At 52.2% G+C, this 19,558-nt stretch carries 13 protein-coding genes and 2 pseudogenes; 8 read left to right on the top strand and 7 right to left on the bottom strand.

Features of this window, described 5'->3' with window-relative positions:
* Positions 1–187, bottom strand: a pseudogene (locus B5D40_RS12480) (IS5/IS1182 family transposase); the annotation flags it as partial.
* Positions 188–809: 622 nt separating this feature from the next.
* Between B5D40_RS12480 and B5D40_RS12475 the strand changes: the two are divergent.
* Entirely contained in the window at positions 810–1,055 is a 246-nt protein-coding gene (locus B5D40_RS12475; protein ID WP_078777169.1) for a hypothetical protein, read from the top strand.
* On the opposite strand, the gene murA is transcribed toward B5D40_RS12475, so the two are convergent.
* Together murA and B5D40_RS12465 are read right to left on the bottom strand one after the other, a co-directional pair.
* Complete coding sequence (murA, locus tag B5D40_RS12470; RefSeq protein WP_078777168.1) at positions 1,029–2,306, bottom strand: UDP-N-acetylglucosamine 1-carboxyvinyltransferase; 1,278 nt, start codon at positions 2,304–2,306, stop codon at positions 1,029–1,031. The genes B5D40_RS12475 and murA overlap by 27 nt on opposite strands.
* A gap of 5 nt (positions 2,307–2,311) precedes the next feature.
* A complete protein-coding gene (locus B5D40_RS12465; protein ID WP_078777167.1) occupies positions 2,312–3,115 on the bottom strand; it encodes an RDD family protein in 804 nt (267 codons plus the stop codon).
* A gap of 41 nt (positions 3,116–3,156) precedes the next feature.
* Here B5D40_RS12465 and rapA point away from each other — a divergent pair, with 41 nt between their 5' ends.
* The 4 genes from rapA (at position 3,157) to B5D40_RS12440 (ending at position 12,680) form a co-directional block, all read left to right on the top strand.
* Positions 3,157–6,105, top strand: coding sequence for an RNA polymerase-associated protein RapA (rapA, locus tag B5D40_RS12460; RefSeq protein ID WP_078777166.1), 2,949 nt, complete (start codon positions 3,157–3,159; stop codon positions 6,103–6,105).
* 16 nt (positions 6,106–6,121) lie between these two features.
* Positions 6,122–7,261, top strand: a complete 1,140-nt coding sequence (gene proB / locus B5D40_RS12455) for a glutamate 5-kinase (protein WP_078777165.1) — start codon at positions 6,122–6,124, stop codon at positions 7,259–7,261.
* Positions 7,262–7,692: 431 nt separating this feature from the next.
* Positions 7,693–12,123: an acyl-CoA dehydratase activase gene (locus B5D40_RS12445; RefSeq protein WP_078777162.1), complete on the top strand. Its 4,431-nt coding sequence runs from the start codon at positions 7,693–7,695 to the stop codon at positions 12,121–12,123.
* A complete protein-coding gene (locus B5D40_RS12440) occupies positions 12,120–12,680 on the top strand; it encodes a hypothetical protein (RefSeq protein ID WP_078777161.1) in 561 nt (186 codons plus the stop codon). The genes B5D40_RS12445 and B5D40_RS12440 overlap by 4 nt, the downstream gene beginning before the upstream one ends.
* Positions 12,681–12,951: 271 nt before the next feature.
* Here the strand turns inward: B5D40_RS12440 and panC are convergent, their stop codons facing one another.
* Genes panC through folK form a run of 3 tightly spaced genes read right to left on the bottom strand, consistent with a single transcriptional unit; the run spans position 12,952 to position 15,071 of the window.
* The gene (gene panC / locus B5D40_RS12435) at positions 12,952–13,797 is read right to left on the bottom strand and encodes a pantoate--beta-alanine ligase (RefSeq protein WP_078777160.1); all 846 of its coding nucleotides are present in this window, start codon (positions 13,795–13,797) and stop codon (positions 12,952–12,954) included.
* Between the two features lie 4 nt (positions 13,798–13,801).
* On the bottom strand, positions 13,802–14,491 hold the full coding sequence (locus B5D40_RS12430) for a deoxynucleoside kinase (protein ID WP_233134265.1): 690 nt from the start codon (positions 14,489–14,491) through the stop codon (positions 13,802–13,804).
* Positions 14,484–15,071: a 2-amino-4-hydroxy-6-hydroxymethyldihydropteridine diphosphokinase gene (gene folK / locus B5D40_RS12425; RefSeq protein ID WP_233134266.1), complete on the bottom strand. Its 588-nt coding sequence runs from the start codon at positions 15,069–15,071 to the stop codon at positions 14,484–14,486. Before folK ends, B5D40_RS12430 begins: the two co-directional genes overlap by 8 nt.
* 97 nt (positions 15,072–15,168) lie before the next feature.
* Here folK and rho point away from each other — a divergent pair, with 97 nt between their 5' ends.
* Genes rho through B5D40_RS12410 form a run of 3 tightly spaced genes read left to right on the top strand, consistent with a single transcriptional unit; the run spans position 15,169 to position 19,279 of the window.
* Entirely contained in the window at positions 15,169–17,109 is a 1,941-nt protein-coding gene (gene rho / locus B5D40_RS16550) for a transcription termination factor Rho (protein WP_369832866.1), read from the top strand.
* Between the two features lie 10 nt (positions 17,110–17,119).
* Entirely contained in the window at positions 17,120–17,929 is an 810-nt protein-coding gene (proC, locus tag B5D40_RS12415) for a pyrroline-5-carboxylate reductase (RefSeq protein ID WP_078777159.1), read from the top strand.
* A gap of 6 nt (positions 17,930–17,935) precedes the next feature.
* Positions 17,936–19,279: a sigma-54 interaction domain-containing protein gene (locus B5D40_RS12410; protein ID WP_078777158.1), complete on the top strand. Its 1,344-nt coding sequence runs from the start codon at positions 17,936–17,938 to the stop codon at positions 19,277–19,279.
* Between the two features lie 15 nt (positions 19,280–19,294).
* On the opposite strand, the pseudogene B5D40_RS16545 reads toward B5D40_RS12410, so the two are convergent.
* A pseudogene (locus tag B5D40_RS16545) lies at positions 19,295–19,558 on the bottom strand (hypothetical protein); the annotation flags it as partial.

The following is a 19,558-nucleotide window of genomic DNA, read 5'->3' as shown; positions in this document are numbered from 1 at the left end:
CGGTCATGAGACGGATCGGCTTGTTTGGCGCACCCATCTTTTCGTCGAACAATTTGGAAAACTCGGTCTCGAACTTGTTCCAGTCAATCTTGTTCGCGAGAACGTAGAGGGGGGGCTTGTGGTTCAACTGCTCCTCAAGGGAGCAGAAAAGGCTTGTCTGTGCGTGGGATTTTGGCGGTCTGTACATGAAAAAAATGCAAGGTTTTCAGTCATATTTTAGAAATCCTTGCAATATTTTCACAGGGTAGAAATCAATTTTCCCCAATAGTTATGCGGGTTGGACGAGATTTTAAGGGAGGACTAGTTAGCTTATGTACAAGAGTCGTGTAGCGTTGTTCCTCACAATGACGGAGTGCTGACGATGACTTGTGCTCTCTTCGAGGAGACTGGTACTATTCGTCATTGCGTACCCGCCAAGGAGAAAATCAGCCATATTTGAAAACGACCGTCACCCCGAATCCCGAAGGGGTTATACGACACTTGTCAATTTATTGACTTAGTGGAGTTATTCTCTATGTGTAGAAGCAATCCTTTTTTTGCAGACAGGATTGCCACGACGCTATCGCGCCTCGCAATGACGAGGTGCCAGCAAGAATTGCCATAGCTTTGCATCCCTGAAACTAGGAATCTCCGATTCCATAGTTGAAGTATCCCTGAAAGGGACAATTCGCCTAAAGGAAGCAGAGCTTCCAAGGCTTATGGGGCTTTGCATCCCGGAAACAAATTAGGGATTAGCGGCTAGCAGTTAATTGGAATGTGGAATTGAAGTGATCGGCAAAATTCGTTTGTGCAAAATTTCTAGGAAATGGATGCGTTGGCGACTTTGCTGGCCGGTTGCAGCGACGATTCCAGAGGAAGTAAAGGACGATAGTCGTGAAGTGGCTTCCGCCTATGAATTGGGGCATTGCACTGCCGATCGAGAGGAGGATACGATTTACGTTGGACAAAAAGGAATGCGCCGAAAAAACGCAGACATTGACCGGTTTGCGAGAAGGGAAGGAAAACCGATGACAATGAAACGGACGGAATTATTCCGCAGGAATTTGGTCATTTAGCCGGGAAACTTTTCCGCCGAGCTGGGCGATCTTCCTTTCAAAATCTTCGTAACCGCGATCCAGATGGTAAATGCGGCTGACTCGGGTTTCTCCGTCGGCGACAAGTCCGGCGATCACAAGAGCCGCTGCCGCGCGCAAGTCCGAAGCCATAACGGGAGCGCCCTGCAATTTTTCGACGCCCTTAATGGTTGCGACATTGCCTTCCAAGGAAATGTTTGCCCCTAGCCGGTTGAGTTCGGCGACATGCTTGAAACGGTCCAAGTAAACCGAGTCGCGAATTTTGCTTTCACCGGGAACGGTCGCGAGCACCGCCATGAGCGGGGCCTGAAGGTCAGTCGGGAATCCGGGGTAGGGAACGGCTTCGACGTGGACGGGTTTCAAATCCCGACGAGAGGCATCGACTTCCACCCAATCCGCGCCGATGTTCACGGTGCAACCCATTTCTTCAAAAATGTCGAGCAGCGATTTGATGTGCGTCGGATTGCAATGGGTCGCTTTGATTTTCCCGCGGGAAATGACTCCGCCGCATAGAAAAGAACCCGCTTCGATGCGGTCGGGAATGGTCTTGCTGAATCCGGGGTGCAATTCGGGAACGCCGTGGACAACGAGGGAGCGCGTGCCTTTGCCTTCGATTTTGGCTCCCATGCTTTCGAGCAAATCGATCAGGGAGTCAATTTCGGGTTCGATAGCCGCATTTTCTAGGACGCTCGTGCCTTTGGCGAGGGTAGCCGCCATCAGAACATTTACCGTCGCACCGACAGAAACGATGGGAAAGCGGAAGTTGCCCCCGGGCAAGGGACCGTCGCTCGTCGCTTCGACGTATCCGTGGGTGACTTCGATTTTTGCTCCAAGAGCTTCCAGTCCTTTCAAGTGGAGATCGACGGGTCGCGGACCCCAGGCGCATCCTCCGGGCAAAGAGACTCGGCAGCGTCCGAATCGGGCTACCAGAGGTCCCAAAACGTAAAAACTCGCGCGCATAGTGCTCACCAATTCGTAGGGAGCTTCCAAGTGGTTCGCTCCGTGGGAATCCACTTTGAATTCGTGGGCGCCGCCGTCAATGCGACATCCGATAACACGGAGTACATTGGACATGGTTTTGGTGTCGCGCAGGTAAGGGACATTGGTGAGAGTCGTTGTGCCGTCGGCGAGCATAGCCGCTGTCATGGTGGCGAGAACGGCATTTTTGGCTCCCGAAATTTCAACTTCTCCGGAAAGGGGCGCACCTGTTGGGGAAATGAGAAAATAATCCATACAAACTAATTCTCCGGTGAATTTTCCGGCTTGCTTTTGCTCTCGGATTTTGGCGCATAAACCACTCGGGTTTTAGCAAAGAAATCGTGCAGGGTACGTTTCTGGGGATCGATGATGGCCAGAATGTAGCCGATGCCGTAGAAGATGAGCGTCGCTTGGGTAAGCAGACTAAAGATGTAACGGACAACGGCTCCGGAAAGCTTGAGCGCGTGGTGGTCGGCTCTTTCGATTTTCAGGCGGAAGAGAAGTTTTCCTGGCGTTGCCGAGAGAAATCCGTTGAAGCCGACAAAGTAGATGGTCTGGATGCCCAGCCACAAAAGGGATAGCCCTGTCATGCCCGGGATGTTTGAAAATTCGGTGGAAAACTTGGCGAAGCTCGGGTCCTCGGTGTATTTTTCAATCAGAGCATTGGCGGCTTCCGAAGTCGCGGCAAGGTCAAAAACGGAAAACATTCCCAAAATCTGGGCGGAAATTTCCCAAAGGACGGCGACGAGGATCCAATCGATAAGGAATGCGGCAGCCCGAATAAAAAATCCGGCGTAGGCGCGCTGCTGCCATTCTTCGGCCCGTTCCCGCAAAATCGATTCGACGGTTTCCCGGAGCAGCAATTCGTTTGCCTGCGGATCGTTTTCGGCTTCCTTTTCGCGAGCTTCTTTCCAGGAAATCCAATTATCGAGTCCCTTGTGCCATACTAGCGTCGTGTCGTTTATTTTATTTTGCTCCTGAAGAGCTTGCAAATCGGCAAGTTGGACGGGACCTTGGCGGCGTTCGCCTTCGAGGATGCTTTCATCGATGTAAAACCAGTTCATAAGTTGTTCCCAAATCTATAAAAAATGCTAACTTGCGCACCATGAGTACATTTCAAATAGGCCAGCGTTATACCAGTGAACAGGAACCGGAACTCGGCGTAGGGCGAGTTCGCCAAATAGAGTTCAAAAATGTTGTCATCGATTTTCCGGCGGTAAAGCAGTCCCGGATTTATCGGATTTCGTCGGCTCCCCTGAAACGTTACCTTTTGACCATTGGGGAAAACGCCAAAAATGAAAAGGGAATTTCCTTTGCCGTAGAAAATATCCGCATGGAAAACGGCCTAGCCATCTATTTGGGGCGCGGCGGTCGAGAAATGAAGGAATCCGATTTGATACCCAAGGCATCGCTGCGAGTGACCGATATTTTTTCGCAGTTGATCCGTGGGAGCTGCGCCGACAACAAGGAATTTGTGCGGCGAGAAACAGCGACGGCACTTTCGTGCGAATGGCAGAATTCTCCGGTCCGCGGCATGATAGGCCCTCGGGTCAATCTGATTCCGCACCAGTATTATTTGTGCAAACGCGCTTGCAGCTCCAGTGCGCTTCCGCGCTTGATGCTTTCCGATGAAGTCGGCTTGGGAAAGACGATTGAAGCGGGGATGATTTGGCATTCGCTTTACAGCACCGGACGTGTGGTGCGTACTCTTATTTTGGTTCCGGAATCGTTGAAGCATCAATGGATGACCGAAATGCTCCGCCGTTTTAACCATGTTTTCACTCTGGTGGATGAGGGCTATATTCATGGGCTTTTAAATGCGACTTCCGATGCGCGGGACATTGTGAATCCTTTTGAACAGGAAAACAATGTGATTTGTACCGTGGAATTTGTGATGAGCCAGCCCGCGGTCATGCAGGATTTTTTGCGGGCGGAATGGGACTTGACGATTGTCGATGAAGCGCACCATTTGATTTGTGAAGACGACTTTACGAGCAAGGAATATCTGCTGGTGAATTCGATAGCCGCTCGCACCAAGGGACTTCTTTTGCTGACGGGCACGCCTCTCCAGCTGCAGCCGGAATCGCATTTCAACCGTTTGAAAATGCTGGATCCGATTCGCTTTACCAATTATTCGGAATTTTTGAAAGACGAAGAATCCTACCAGAAAATCGCGCGGGATTTGTCGAAGCTGCCTGTCGATTCGGACGACCCGATGGACTGGGACGACTTGAACAATGCCTTGCCCAAAAATTCTCCGATTCGGGAATGGCTTTCTCAGGAAAATTCCCGGGAGATGACTGCGGGGGAATGGGTTCGCCGTATTGTCGATGCGCTGGGAACCGGCTCTGTCGTATTTCGGAATACGCGAAAAAGCGTGGGCGGTTTTCCTTCCCGGAAACTCTTTGCGGAAGAGCTGAAACCGAATGCCGAGTATCGCGCCCTGGTCGGAAAGGCGAGCGATGCGGACCCGGATCATTCTTTTGATATTCTGGTCAATGGGCTTTTGGTCACGAAATACAAGACGACCTGGAAAGAAGACGAGCGCATTCCGTGGCTCTTGCATTTTTTGAAGGAACATTTGCGCGACAAGGTTCTTTTAATCTGTGAAAATCCCGACGTGGTCAGCGCTCTTGCTTCGGTGCTTGCCGAAGAGGTCGGCGAAAACGCTTTTGTCACTTTTACGGAAGACATGTCGATTCTCGCTAGGGACCGGGCGGCGGCGAGCTTTGCCGACGAGCGTGGACCGATGCTGATGATCGCTTCGGAAATCGGTTCCGAGGGACGCAATTTCCAATTCAGCCACGACTTGATTCTCTTTGATTTGCCGCTGGACGCGGCCTTGGTGGAACAGCGCATCGGACGTTTGGATAGAATCGGACAAACGGAGACGATTCGGATTCACGTTCCTTATGTGAAGGGAAGCGCTCAGGAAGTCATATTCCATTGGTATCACGAGGGACTCGGGGCTTTCGGTTCTCCGTTGATGAGCGGCGGTGAACTTTTCCTCAAATACACGGAAACGCTGATTGCCGCCATGGCGGAACCCAAAACGAAGCTTTCAAAGTTTATGAAGGATACGATTCCCCTGGTTCAAGGCGACAGTGAAATGTTGCGCAAGAATATCGAAAAGGGACGCGATAAACTTTTGGAATTCAATTCGCGCGACCCGCAGGTTTCCCAAATCATCACGAACGAAATCCGCCGCGTGGATGCGGACGAACGCCTGAAAACGCTGATGATAGAAACGCTGACGGCCGCCGGTGTAGAAGTGGAACCGGGAAGCGTTCCGACGAGTCTCGTATTTAGCGCAGGGCCGCAGGTCGAAGCGGGGTCGATTCCCGGAATGCCGACGACGACGCTCCTTTCGCAGACCGCATCGCAGAGCGGAAAAACCGAGGATGAAAAATCGGCAGGTGGTGCAGGTGCTTTGACGGGAACTTTTGACCGCACCGTGGCCATGCAGCACGATGAAATTTCGTTCTTGAGCTTTGAACATCCTTTGGCGCAGGGCGTTTTGGATTTAGCGACGGCTTCTGGAAAGGGACTTACCGCCTGTGTCATCTGGGACAATGCGGGATGCAAGAGCCTGATGATGCAATATAATTTTGTCATAGAGCCTTCAATTCCCGCCGCATGGGGGCTTGCCGACATTGCTGGTCCCAAGATGATTCGCGTACTGATCGATGCGCAGGGCAAGGACTGTTCGGAAAGGCTGTCCGAAGTGGATTCGGGAAAAATGCGCAACGCCAATGTGCCGCAAAAAGTTCCCGCAGTGACGGAAACCTTGCGCTATTTTGCAAGCACTGGTCACGCCCTTGCCAAGCGGATTGCTTCGCAGAAAATGGAAATCGAGGCGATGGAGTCGGCAAAGAAAGTAGAGGAGCGTGCGGAACAGGAATACCAGCGAACGAATCACCTGCTCACTTTCCGCGGTCAAGCGCAAAACAATCCCGTTCTGGACGCTCTCCGGAAAAATGTCGCCGTCCGAAAGAAAACGGCGCTTTCCCCGCAGATTCGTCTGGATTCTATCCGTCTTTTGGTCTGCCGTTAATTTGTAGGTATTAAAAATGAGTGAATTGCGCAAAAATATCTTGGATGAATCTAAACGCGTCGTCATTAAAATCGGATCCCGCATTTTAGTGGATTCGGCAAAATGCTGCGTTCGTACCCGTTACATACAAAGGCTCGCAGATTCCGTCGCGCAGTTGATGGAAGCGGGCAAAGAAGTGGTTCTCGTGACAAGCGGTGCTGTGGCGACGGGGATGGCGGAACTCGGTTACAAGGAAAAGCCGACGGTCATGGCCGAAAAGCAGGCCTGTGCCGCCGTGGGGCAAATCGATTTGATGTATGCCTACCGGGAAATGTTTCGTTGGGTGCAGTTGTCTGTTGGACAGATTCTTTTGTCCGCGGATGATTTTCGAAATCGTCAGCGTTATAAAAATTTGCAGAATACAATCGAAGCGATGCTTGCCCATAAAATCGTTCCCATCATCAATGAAAACGATTCGCTGGCGGTTGCCGAAATCAAGGTCGGCGACAACGATAAACTTTCCAGCGACGTCGCCCTCTTTTTGGATGCCGATCTTCTGCTGATCTTTACAGATGAAAACGGCCTTTTTGACGACAACCCCAAGAAAAATCCCAAGGCGCGCCTTCTTCGCTTTGTACCGGAAATTACGCCCGCAGTGCTCGCTCTTGCTGGCAAGCCCGGCGAAGCCGGTTCCGCGGTCAGTACGGGAGGCATGAGAAGCAAACTGGAAGCGATTCGCAATGTGACGAAAAGCGGCTGCAACGCCTTTTTGGCAAACGGCCTAAAAGTGCTTCCGCACGAAGTCGTTTTTGAAAATGCCGAAGGAACTTTTTTTGCGGCTTCCAAAAAGAAGTTGAACAGTCGGCAGCGTTGGCTTTCGTTTGTCACCACTCCACGAGGCAGCGTACTTGTTGATGACGGCGGCGTCAAGGCTTTGCGTGAAAAGCATTCGAGCTTGCTTCCGGTGGGAGTCGTGCAGGTGCAAAAGCATTTTGACAAAGGCGATTTAATCGAGGTCTTGGATTTGGCAAAGAATCCGGTCGCTCGCGGGGTCGCCAAGTTCGACAGCGAAACGCTGAAACTGGTGATGAAAAAGAAAACGTCCCAGGTGAAAGAATTTCTCGGAAAGGATTTTCCCGAGGAACTGATTCACAAAAATGATCTGGTGGTGTTTTAAAAATTCAAGCACCATTAAGATTTTTTCGAAGGCTCGTTCTCCATTTTTAAAAGCTTTGTCGGCAAGTACATTTTTCCGGTATTTTCGCTCCGAAACGCCTATGCGCTTTTGTTCCGGGCGATAAAATTCCCCGTGTTTGGAGATAGGTTTCTTTTCCTGTATTCGAAAAAAGCCAAACGCTGATTTCCCCAAAATGCAACTGTTTCAACGGAAACAGAGTCCGAGTTCTTTATCAAGAAAGGGAAATTTCGTTCAGGCACCTCTAAAAATTCATTTTCAAAAAATCGATTGCGACGCATTGCGCTGAATGGTCTTTCAACGTGCCTAATACCGAAAGCACTAGCCTCTAGCCTCTCATCGCCCCGACAAGATGCGAATGTTTTGCAAAAAATCCAGAAATTTTATTTCCGATTTTGTAAATTTGGGGAACTATGAGCAACTTGAATCATGATTTGTGGGTTGGCGTCGACGTTGGTTCGACAACCGTCAAAATCGCCGTCGTAGATCCGGCGACAGAAAAACTCCTTCACTTTACATACGAACGCCACAATGCGATGCAGGCGCAAAAAGTGTATGAAGTCCTCTCCACTGCCCATGGTATTTTCCCGGACAAGAATTTCCGCGTTGCATTCTGCGGTTCCGGCGGGCAGCCTTTCGCCGAAGCCACTCACGCATTCTTTGTGCAAGAAGTCGTTGCCAATGCGCTCGCTGTCCGCTCCACCCATCCCGAAGCCCGAGTCGCTATCGAACTGGGCGGCCAAGACGCCAAAGTCGTCTTTTTTGAAAAGGACAAAGGAACCGGAAAGCTGATTGCCAGCGATATGCGCATGAACGGCGTCTGCGCGGGCGGAACCGGAGCTTTCATCGATCAAGTTGCCGGACTTCTCCGCATCAAAACGGAACAATTTGAATCTTTCGCCGCGCGGGGCAAAAAAGTTTACGAAATTTCGGGACGTTGCGGCGTTTTTGCCAAAACGGACATCCAGCCGCTTTTGAACAACGGCGTCGCCAAAGAAGATGTCGCCCTTTCGAGTTTTCATGCGATAGCCAAGCAGACTATCGGCGGTCTCGCCCAGGGAATGGAAATCAAGCCGCCCGTCATTTTTGAAGGCGGCCCGCTGACATTCAACCCGACTCTCATCCGCGCATTCAAGGAACGCCTTGGCATCTCGGACGAGCAGGCGATTCGCCCGGAACACTCCGAAGTCCTCGTCGCTTATGGGGCGGCACTCTCTTTGGGCAACATGTTCAACGGCAAGGAATGCGGCTACCGCCGGGAAGGCTCCCTCGATATGCTTTTGCATTTCAACGAAATTCGCCTTGCCGAACGCAAAGACAACGCCGAGCCGTTTTTCAAAAACGATGCGGAATACGAACGATTCAAAAAGAGCCATCCACTTGCCGACAGCCATTACCCGCAACCGCTTTCGGGTTCCACCATCAACGCCTACTTGGGCATTGACGCCGGATCGACGACGACCAAATTCGTTTTAATGGACGAAGAGGAAAAAGTCATCGACGGCTTTTACGCGAGCAATGAAGGGGAGCCCCTTGCCGTTCTGAAAAAAGCGCTGAACGAGCTCGCCGACCGCTACGAAGAATATGGTTGCAAACTGAACATTCTGGGAGTCGGCACGACCGGTTACGGCGAACAGCTTTTTGCCAAAGCTGTCCATGCGGATTATCACACCGTCGAAACCGTCGCCCATGCGAATGCCGCACAAAAACTCCGTCCGGACGTTTCCTTTATTCTCGACATCGGCGGTCAGGACATGAAGGCCATTTCGGTGCATGACGGCGTTGTCACCGGCATCATTTTGAACGAAGCCTGTTCTTCGGGCTGCGGATCCTTTATCGAGACCTACGCCAAATCCTTGGGAGTTCCCATGGAAAAAATCGCCGAGCTGGCGTTTAAGGCCAAGTCCCCCTCGCAGCTCGGCAGTCGCTGCACCGTGTTCATGAATAGTTCCATCATTACGGAACAGCGTGACGGCAAGCAACCCGAAGACATTATCGCGGGCATTTGCCGTTCCATCATTCAAAACGTTTTCACGAAAGTCATCCGCATTCGCAATCTGGAAACCCTCGGCAAAGTCGTCGTCGTGCAGGGCGGAACTTTCAAAAATGACGCCGTTCTTCGCGCCTTTGAACAGCTCACGGGAATTGTCCCCATCCGTCCGGAGCGTCCGGGAGAAATGGGAGCCATCGGCGTGGCGCTTCTTACCAAGAAATTCATCGAAGAGAAAAAGCAGACCGACCCCGATTACAAATCGACATTCATCGGACTTGAAGCCGCACGCAATCTGAGCTGGGACAACAAGCCCGGCATGATTTGCCAATACTGCACCAACCACTGCTCCCGCACCATCGTCACTTTCAGCGACGGCCAGAGTTTTGTCACCGGCAACCGCTGCGAACGGGGCGAAGTCACCGCCGACCCGAACGATCCGGAAACCAAAAAGCTCATCGCGGAAATCAACCGCAAGATGCTTGCCGTTCCCGACATGGTCAAGCGCACGAACCAGCTTCTCGTCAAGGACTACGCGCCCAAAGTTCTGCTTCCGCAAACGGGAAAGACCATCGGCATCCCGCGCGTTCTGGAATTCTGGTCCAGCCTGCCTTTCTGGAAAGCCTTCTTCACTAGCCTCGGCTACACGGTCGTCGTGAGCAAGCAGAGCGACTATACCCTTTTTGAAAACGGGCTGCGGAGCATTGCCAGCGACACGATTTGCTTCCCAGCGAAACTCGTCCACGGGCACGTTCTAGATCTCATCGACAAAAAAGTGGACGCCATTTTCTTCCCGATGATGGTCGCCCTCCCCAGCGATCACAGCAAATTTACGGCTACAGCCGTCTGCCCCGTCGTCCAAGGCTATCCCGATGTCAGCCGCAACTCCGACGATCCGGAACACCGCTACGGCATTCCAATGATTCAGCCGGTTTTCCACTGGACCGATTTGGAACAGCGCCGCAAGCAGACAATAAACTACTTCCACGAATTATGGGGGATCAAAAAGAAAATCCTGGACAAGGCGGTGTCCGAAGGGGAAACGGCGCTCAACACCTACAAGAGCACCCTCGCCGAAGAAGGCGCGAAAGTCCTGGAAGACGTCCGCAAGAAAGGCGAGTTCGCCATTTGCCTAGCCGGTCGCCCCTACCATGCCGACACCCTGGTCAATCACAACATCGCGCAGCACTTCACAAGAATGGGAATCCCCGTTTTGACGACGGAATCCCTGCCCGGCGTTTTCGATCAGGATGTGGACAAGCACACCCGCATGGAAGTCAAGAACACCTTCCACATGAGAATGCTCGGAGCGGCCATGCTCGCCGCCAAAGATCCTGCGCTGGAACTGGTGCAAATCGTCAGCTTCGGTTGCGGGCACGATTCCATTTTGACCGATGAAATGAGCCGCATGCTCCACGAAGTTTCCATGAAGGAACTTCTGATGCTCAAACTGGACGAAGGCGACGCCAGAGGTCCTGTCGGCATCCGCGTCAAAAGCTTTATCGAAACCGTCCGCGCCCGCCGAAAGGTCAATTTCCCTCCCAAAACGGAAGGTCCTCTCTTCCCCGTCAAATTCAACGAAAAAGACAAAAAGACCCGCAAGATTCTGGTACCGAACCTTTCCCGCGGATTCAGCATTCTCGCGACCGCCTACTTCAAGCACTTGGGCTATCAGGTGGAATTGTTGCCGCTGGGAGGACCCGAAGCGTTCGCTCTGGGAAAGAAATACGTCCACAACGACATCTGCTTCCCCGCCCAGGTGAACATCGGCGAAAACCTGCTCTGGCTGCAACAGCATCCGGAGTGTCCCCACGACAAAATCGCCGTCACGCTTTCCAAAAACTGCGAAAACTGCCGAGCGGTACAGTACGCCGTCCTCGCCCGGAAAGCCCTTGACGAAGCGGGCTACGCCGACGTTCCCATCATCACCACCGGTTCCGACACCAAGAATATGCACCCGGGATTCAAGCTCACTCTGGACTTTCGTCTGCACATGCTCTGGGGACTCACGATGATGGACGCCATCGAAACCATTTATCGCCGAAGCCGTCCTTACGAACTGCACGAGGGCGACACCCAAAAAGTCTATGACATCTGGCTTCCCCGCGTGATGGAAACCGTCGCCAAAATTTCGACAAAATCCATCGCCTATCCCAAGGAAGCGATTCGGGTTTTCGATCAGGCGATTGAAGAGTTCAACAAGGTCGAAGTGGATGTCAGCTATCGCAAACCGCGCGTCGCTCTGCTCGGGGAAATTCTGATGAATTACCATCCGGGTGCCAACGGTTACATCGAAGACTATCTGATGAACAACGGCATGGAAGTTTACTTGCCGGGCATGACGGACTTCTTCCGAGTCGATGAAGTGGTTCGCCGCGAAAAGATCAAGCGCGGACTCATCGCAAAGCCCATCGAAAACTGGCTCGTCGGCGGGGCCACCGCCAAAATCTACACCCATGCGGTCAAGACCATCCAGAAGCACTCGAAGAAATACAAGCTTTACGAACATCATGCCGATTGCTATGAACTGGTGAAACTCGTCGGCGACATCATCGACCCGACCTACAACACCGGCGAAGGCTGGCTCATTCCGGGAGAAATCCTTTACAATGCGCCGCACGGCATCAACAGCTTTATCATCGTGCAGCCCTTTGCGTGCCTTGCCAACCACATCAGCGGAAGAGGCCTCACCAAAGCGGTCAAGGCCCGGTATCCCCACATCCAGATTTTGAGTCTGGACTACGATCCGGACACGAGCTTTGCCAACATCGAGAACCGTCTGCAGATGCTGATTATCAACGCCCGCGATCTGGAAAAGTCGCACCACATCGTCGATAACGGCCCTCAGGAATGATTCTTTCCGCAAACGCGAAATACTCGAACCTTGCCCGGGCGAAAGGCGTCGATTCTTGGGAAGCTCTCAAGGCCTACGTCGCCGAACTTCCCTATGGCCGCACCTCGAATCCGAAAGACATTTCGCTGGTCCTGAACGAAGGCCGCGGGACGTGCAGCGGCAAGCACGCCCTACTCGCCGCCATTGCCAAAGAAAACGTCATTTCCGATGTGCACCTAATGGTTTCCGCCTTCAAGATGAGCGCACAAAGTACTCCTTCGATTCAAAAAATTCTGGAAAAATTTCAGCTGGACTATATTCCCGAAGCGCATTGCTACTTGAAAGAAAACGGCGAATTCGGAGACTACACCCGACCGGGAAAATTCTTCAACGATTTTGAAAGCCGTATTCTGGACACGCGGGAACTTTTCGATTACGAAAACATCGCCCAAGAAAAAACCGCCTACCACCAGAATTTTATGCGGAACTGGTTACGCGAAAGCGCCCTTCCCTATTCTTTTGAAGAACTCTGGCAAATTCGGGAAGAGTGCATTTTAAAATTGAGCGAAGGCGGCTAAACCGTCATCGCCCGCAAGTCGTCATTGCGAACGAAGTCCCATGAGTCTTAGAAGCTTGCTTCCTTAGACGAATTGTGCAAAGCTGAAGCAATCCTGTTTGAATAAGCATTCAAACAACGATTGCCACGGAGCTTTGCTCCTCGCAATGACGATTCGAACGAAAACGCAGACAACGATTGCCACGGCATTCACTGCGTTCACGCATCGCTATGACGAAACGCCGACAAAAACCTCGCCGGATTGTTCGTGAATTATTTCCTGCGATTCAACGCTACAATTCGATATTGTCTATCAGGCGCGTCTTGCCAAAAAACGCCGCCACCAGAATCACGGAAGGTTCGTCCACTTCGCCGGACAGATTCGCCAAAAGCGTTTTCTGGCTGGCAATTTCCACATATTGCACCACGCCGCCTGCGCGGGCAATCGATTCCTGAATCCCGGAACGCAAAACATTCACATTCTTTTCGCCCGACTCGTAACGGCTTTTGGCGAGGAGCAACGCTTTTGAAATCGCCACAGCGGCACCGCGTTCCGCTTCGTTCATATATTCATTGCGACTGGAACGCGCCAGTCCCGAATCCTCCCGGACAATCGGCAACGTGTGAATTTCTATCGGCATATTCAAATCTTTGACCATACGCCGAATCAAAAACGCCTGCTGATAATCTTTTTTGCCAAAATAGGCCCGATCCGCGCCGGAAATGTTGAACAGCTTCATCACCACCGTCAGAACGCCACGAAAATGCCCCGGACGGGTCGCACCGCAATAAAGGCTTTCCATCGTTTCGTCCCGGACAAGGGTCAGCGGGTCTCCATCCGGATACATTTCGGCATTGCTCGGCGCAAACACGAAATCGCCACCGTGCTGGGCGACCAGTTCCGCATCTTTTTCCAGACGACGCGGGTATTTGTCCAAGTCTTCATTTTTGCCAAATTGAATCGGGTTCAAAAAGACGCTCACGACGGTCACATCGTTTTCTTTGACGGACGCATCGACAAGGCTCGTATGCCCGCTGTGCAAAGCGCCCATCGTCGGCACGATGCCAACGGATTTTCCCATTTTTTTCAAGGGAAGAATTTCTGCGCGGAGTTCCGCAATCGTTTTGATAATATTCATGAGATTAGCCTTCAGGAGCAAAGTATGTCGTCTGGGTAGGAGCGGCGGCAATCGCGTCGAGTACCTGCTTCAGATGTTTTTCATTGTGAACAAAATCAATCTGGTTCGTATTGATAATCAGCACGGGAGCCTTGGAATAATGCCAAAAATGATGGTCGTAGCGATTCAGCAAAGAACCGAGGTAATTGCCATCGATGGATTTTTCCATCGTCCGTCCGCGGGTCGCAATCCGGCCCAAAAGCGTCGGGACACTCGCCTGCAAATAAACAATCAGATCGGGAGTCGGCAGATTTTTAGAAAGGTTCTCCGAGACCGTATCGTACATCGACATTTCGCTTTCCGACAAATTCTGGAGGGCAAATATGCGGTCCTTTTCAAAAGTATAATCGCTCACGACATTGTGACGGAACAAGTCGTTCTGCACGATGGCGTCCTGAAACTGGCGCAAGCGGGACAGCAAAAAGAAGAGCTGCGTCTGGAACGCATAGGCTTTCGGATTTTCGTAAAATTTCGGCAAAAACGGATTTTCGTCGAATTGTTCCAAGACCAGATTCGCCCCGAGCGCCTTGGCAAGGATTTTCGAAAGCGAAGTCTTGCCCGCCCCGATAACGCCGTCGATAGCGATAAAGCGAATCCGTTCCGGGAGTTTCATTGTCACTTCGGAATTGTCCTGTTCCAAAAACGCGTCATTCATCCGCCATCTCCACTTCTTTAAAATCCACTTCCGACCCGGAAAGTTTCAAATCGTCCAAAATTTTTTTGATGGGTTTCCCCAGCAGGGGGTCGCAAAAATCCGGAGAAATTTTTTCCATCGGCACCATGACAAAGCCACGGACTGCGACCCGCGGATGAGGCACGACAGGACCTACAGGACGATCATCCAGCAAAAGTTCGCCGTAATAAAGCAAGTCCATGTCTATCTCACGCTCTTCCCAATGCCCTCGCGGACGACGCCCCAAAAAAAGCTCCGCACCTTTCAGGTAGTGCAGCAGTTTTCGCGGCCCCTTCCCATACCAAAAAGAAACGACCTGGTTGAAAAAAAATCCCTGGTCCGCAGGCCCGACCGGAGGCGTCTCGTAAATCGGGCTTTCCTTCCAGCCTCCAAGCGATATTTTCTGGAGCATGGCTCTGGCTTCCGCAAGGCGTTTGCCACGAGGACGGATATTACTGCCCAGAGCAATAAAAACTCTTTCCAAGGATTCCACAACCGCCAATATAGATTTTTTTGTATATTTAGTGTTGGTGAAAGCAATATCGCTTTTTCCATTTCCCATTGACGTTTCCCTAAAATTCCTTCCTTTTCAAAAATGAATTTTTAGAGAGCGCATTCAGTAACCTCTATTTATTTTATCCTCGTTCGCAGGAGTCCCTGTGCCAAGACAAAAGAAAACCGACGGGTCTTCATCCGTTACATTGATTTCCGACATGGTTTCCCCCGATACTCCCCAAACCCCAGACCTTTCGGCTTTAGGCGATCTCGCCGCCCCCATCACTTTTCCCGAAGATTTGGCCAAAAACGAAACGGAAGCTCCGGCCAAGCGGCACCGTGGACGTCCACGGAAACAGCTGCCTTCTGAAGTCGAAACCGCATATCAACCCGAACAAGCCAACGAAAACGCTCTGAACGAAGCGGCTCCAGTTCATCCGGCGGATTCCGAATTCATTCCCGCTTCGACTTCCGAACTTTCCGACGAACCCGTCGTCACCGCCACTCCGGGAACAAGCGAACTCACCGAAGAAAACCAGGGTTCGCTCCACACCATAGGAAACATGACCGACGGCATTCCCGATTCCAGCGCAGCGCAGAACAATCCTTCGTTCGATGCGCCCATGCCGGACGCCCCGTTCAACGCTTCCGCCCAGAACAGTCGCCGCTACCCCAACGGCAACATTCAAAACAATCGCTACGGCAACGACCGATTTGGCAATGACCGCCACAGCAAATTCAACAAGTTCGGTCGGAACAAGTTCGGTCGGAACAACAGGTTCCTTCCCCAGGACGACATCCCCGACGACCAGCTGCAAGCTCCGCCCGCCGATCCGGAAACGGTCGCCCTTGCCATGCAGCGCTGGCGGGAACTGCGCAACACGCCGATGTTCGATTTGCAGGAAAAGGCGAACGCCCTGAATATCCCCGACGTGAAACGGCTGAAAAAGCAAGCTCTCATTTACCGGCTGCTCGCCGCCACCGCCAGCGAAGGCGCTCCCATCTATACCGAAGGCACTCTCGAAATCATGAAGGAAGGTTACGGATTCCTCCGCAACGCCGACTTGAATTACCTTGCCGGGCCGGACGACATTTACATCAGCCCGAACCAGATTCGCCGTTTTGAACTCAAGTCCGGCGACTCCATCACGGGCCTTGTCCGCCAGCCCCGCGACAACGAACGCTACTTCGGACTCGCCCGCGTCGATACGATCAACGGCGAAGATCCCGCCAAGGCAAAGCACCGCGTCGCCTTCGAATACCTGACCCCGATTCATCCGTATCAAAAATTGAATTTGGAATGGAAGCAGGACGACTACTCCACCCGCATCATGGACCTCTTCTCTCCCATCGGCAAAGGCCAGCGCAGCATTCTGCTCGCCCCGCCGCGCACCGGAAAAACGGTCCTGCTGCAAAATATCGCAGGAGCCATCGCCAAGAACCATCCCGAAGTCAAGCTCTTTGTGCTTCTGATCGACGAACGCCCGGAAGAAGTGACCGACATGCGTCGCCACGTCCACGGCGAAGTCATCGCATCCACTTTCGACGAACCGCCCGAGCACCACACGCAAGTCGCCGACATCCTTTTGGAAAAAGCCAAACGCCTGGTGGAATACGGCAACGATGTCGTGATTTTGCTGGATTCCATCACCCGCTTCGCCCGAGCCAACAACGTCGTCATTCCGCATTCTGGAAAAATCCTTTCCGGCGGCGTGGATGCGCTCGCCATGCAACGCCCCAAGCGATTCTTTGGCGCCGCTCGCAAAATTGAAAACGGCGGTTCGCTCACCATCATCGGTACCGCCCTTATCGATACGGGCAGCCGCATGGACGAAGTCATCTTCGAAGAATTTAAAGGCACGGGCAACATGGAACTCGTTCTCGACAGGCGCATTGCCGAAAAGCGCATCTGGCCCGCCATCGACATTTTCAAATCGGGAACCCGCAAAGAAGAACTCCTTTTGGACGACGACACCCTTCGCCGCGTCTGGATTCTGCGCAAATTCCTGCAAGAGCAGACCTCTGTGGAAATCATGGAATTTATGCGGGACAAACTCGCCAAGACAAAAACCAACGAAGAATTTTTGGCTTCGATGAACGGATAGGAAGTGTAAAATGTCAAAGAAAATCGCATTTGCCGGCGCAGGAAACATGGGCGGAGCCATTCTCCGCGGATTGCTTCAGGCGGGGCGTAATCCCCAGGACGTTCTCTTTTTTGAACCCTTTGAAAGCACGGCAAAATCCGTCGCCGATCTCGGGGCAGTTCGTTACAGCGACTTCGGAAAAATGGCAAACGAAGCCGACGTTCTTTTCCTTTGCGTCAAGCCTCAGATTTTCAAGGCGGTCGCGAGCGAATGGAATGCCAGCGCCCAAAGCAACACGTCCAAACCGGAAATCATTTCCATCATGGCCGGGGTTTCTCGCCAAAAAATTCTGGATGCGCTGAACTTTGCCCACGGCGACGTCGTCCGGGTCATGCCCAATTTGCCATTGACCGTCGGGAAAGGCGCCATCGCCATCGCTTCGGACGGCGTTTCCCAAGAATCCCTCGAAGTCGCTAAAGAACTCCTTTCGACTGTCGGCATCACCGTGACCGTCGGAGAAAACCTGATCGACGCTGTGACCGGACTTTCGGGGAGCGCGCCCGCTTACGTCTTTGAATTTATCGAAGGGCTCGTCCGCGGCGGCGTCAAAATGGGCCTTTCCCGCCCTGTCGCCATGCAACTGACCCTTGCCACTTTGGAAGGCAGCGTCGAACTGCTGAAAAAATCCGGCAAGGACACGGGAGAACTTTCCGCCATGGTTTCATCCCCGGCGGGAACGACGATTGCGGGAGTGCAAGTTCTGGAAGACGCGGGATTCCGTGGCACCCTGATGCACACGGTAGAAGCGGCGACTCTCCGTTCCCAGGCTCTGGGCAAATAAAATTCCATGGGCAAAACTCGGATTTTCTTCCTTTCCGAAGAGAACGAAAGCATTTCTTTTTTAGAAGACGTGCTTTCCAACGTGGACGGGTATGAAACCTTTCTTTGCCCAGACTCTTTGAATGCCGTCGAAGATTTCCGCCGATTTCTCCCGGCAATAGCTGTAGTCGATTTGGACAAGACATACCCCGAATCGCTCTTTCAGACCTTGCAGGATATTTCTCCGGCAACGCGCTTTATGGGCGTCGGTTCGGACATTCTCCATTTAAATCCATTCCAGCAGCGATTGTACAGCGGAGTCTTAAGCAAAGAAGAACTCCGGCTGCGCTTTATGACGGTCGTCAATGAACTCAAGCAGCAGTCCGAAATCCTTGCCGCCATCAAAGAATCCCTGAAAAAAATTGTCGGAAAAAGCGACGCCATCAAACGCCTTTACGACTCCATTCTCAAGGCCATCCGAAGCAAAGGGGCGACCGTTTTAATCCAAGGAGAATCCGGAGTCGGCAAGGAACTGGTCGCCAAAGCGATCGCATCGGTTTCAAACCATCTGATTTCCGTGAATTGCAGCGCCATTACGGAAAGCCTTTTTGAAAGCGAGCTGTTCGGCCACGTTCGCGGAGCCTTTACAGGCGCCATTTCCGAACATCGGGGGCTTTTTGAAGCGGCAAACGGCGGCATTCTCTATTTAGACGAAGTCGGCGACATTCCGCTGCCCATGCAAGCCAAACTTTTGCGGGCATTGCAAGAGGGTGAAATCCGTCCCGTCGGTTCCAACGAAACCAAAAAAGTCAAAGTGCGGATTATCGCAGCGACCAATCGCGATTTGCAAAAAGAAACCCTTGCCGGACGTTTCCGAAGCGATTTGTTCTACCGCTTGAATGTCATTCCCATTTACGTCCCCGCCCTTCGAGAACGCAAAGAGGACATCCCGGAACTGGTCGCGCATTTTATCCGCGAATACTCCATTCGGCCAGGCCTCTCGCCCCGCATTTCCCCGCAAACCATGCAGGAACTCATCCGATACGATTGGCCGGGCAACATTCGGGAACTCGAAAACGCCATCCACCGCGGGCTCGTGCTGATGAACGGCGACGAACTCAAGAGCGAAAACATCTTTACCACGCCCATTTCCGCACAGGCGAACACCCCGATTCGACGCGATTGGAGAGGCATTTCCTATGCCGCGTTTCAAGAGCTGCAAAAGCAGGAATTGCGGGAATACATCGTGGCGAAAATCCGGGAAAACGACGGTTCCATCTCCAGAACCGCCGAAAGTTTTGGCATTTTACGCCCCGGGCTCTACGCCCTCGCCCGCCGATTGGGGCTAGATATTTCCAAGCGGAATAAATAGCCAGCCCTTAAAAAGTCACTTTGCGAACGCAAGATAAGGACGTTCGCATTTTTTGTTCATTCCGTTCCACAGAAGGCAAAAACAGTATAGCCATTCCAACAGGGCAAAAAAGCGCCTCATGGCCCTCTTGAAGTTGAACGCTGCCGCAGCAAGCTTTGCATTGAGCATGTCGCCAAAGATTCCCTTGTAGAAATTTCTGCCCATACGGTGGTCGCTTTTCAGGTGGCCGTTGATAGGCTCGATGCCAGCCCTCTTGCAAAAAAGCTTGTGAGCCTTTTT

Source organism: Fibrobacter intestinalis (assembly GCF_900167415.1).
Classification (GTDB): domain Bacteria; phylum Fibrobacterota; class Fibrobacteria; order Fibrobacterales; family Fibrobacteraceae; genus Hallerella; species Hallerella intestinalis.
Note: the sequence above shows the minus strand (reverse complement) of the source record. Positions and strands in the feature narration are given on the sequence as shown.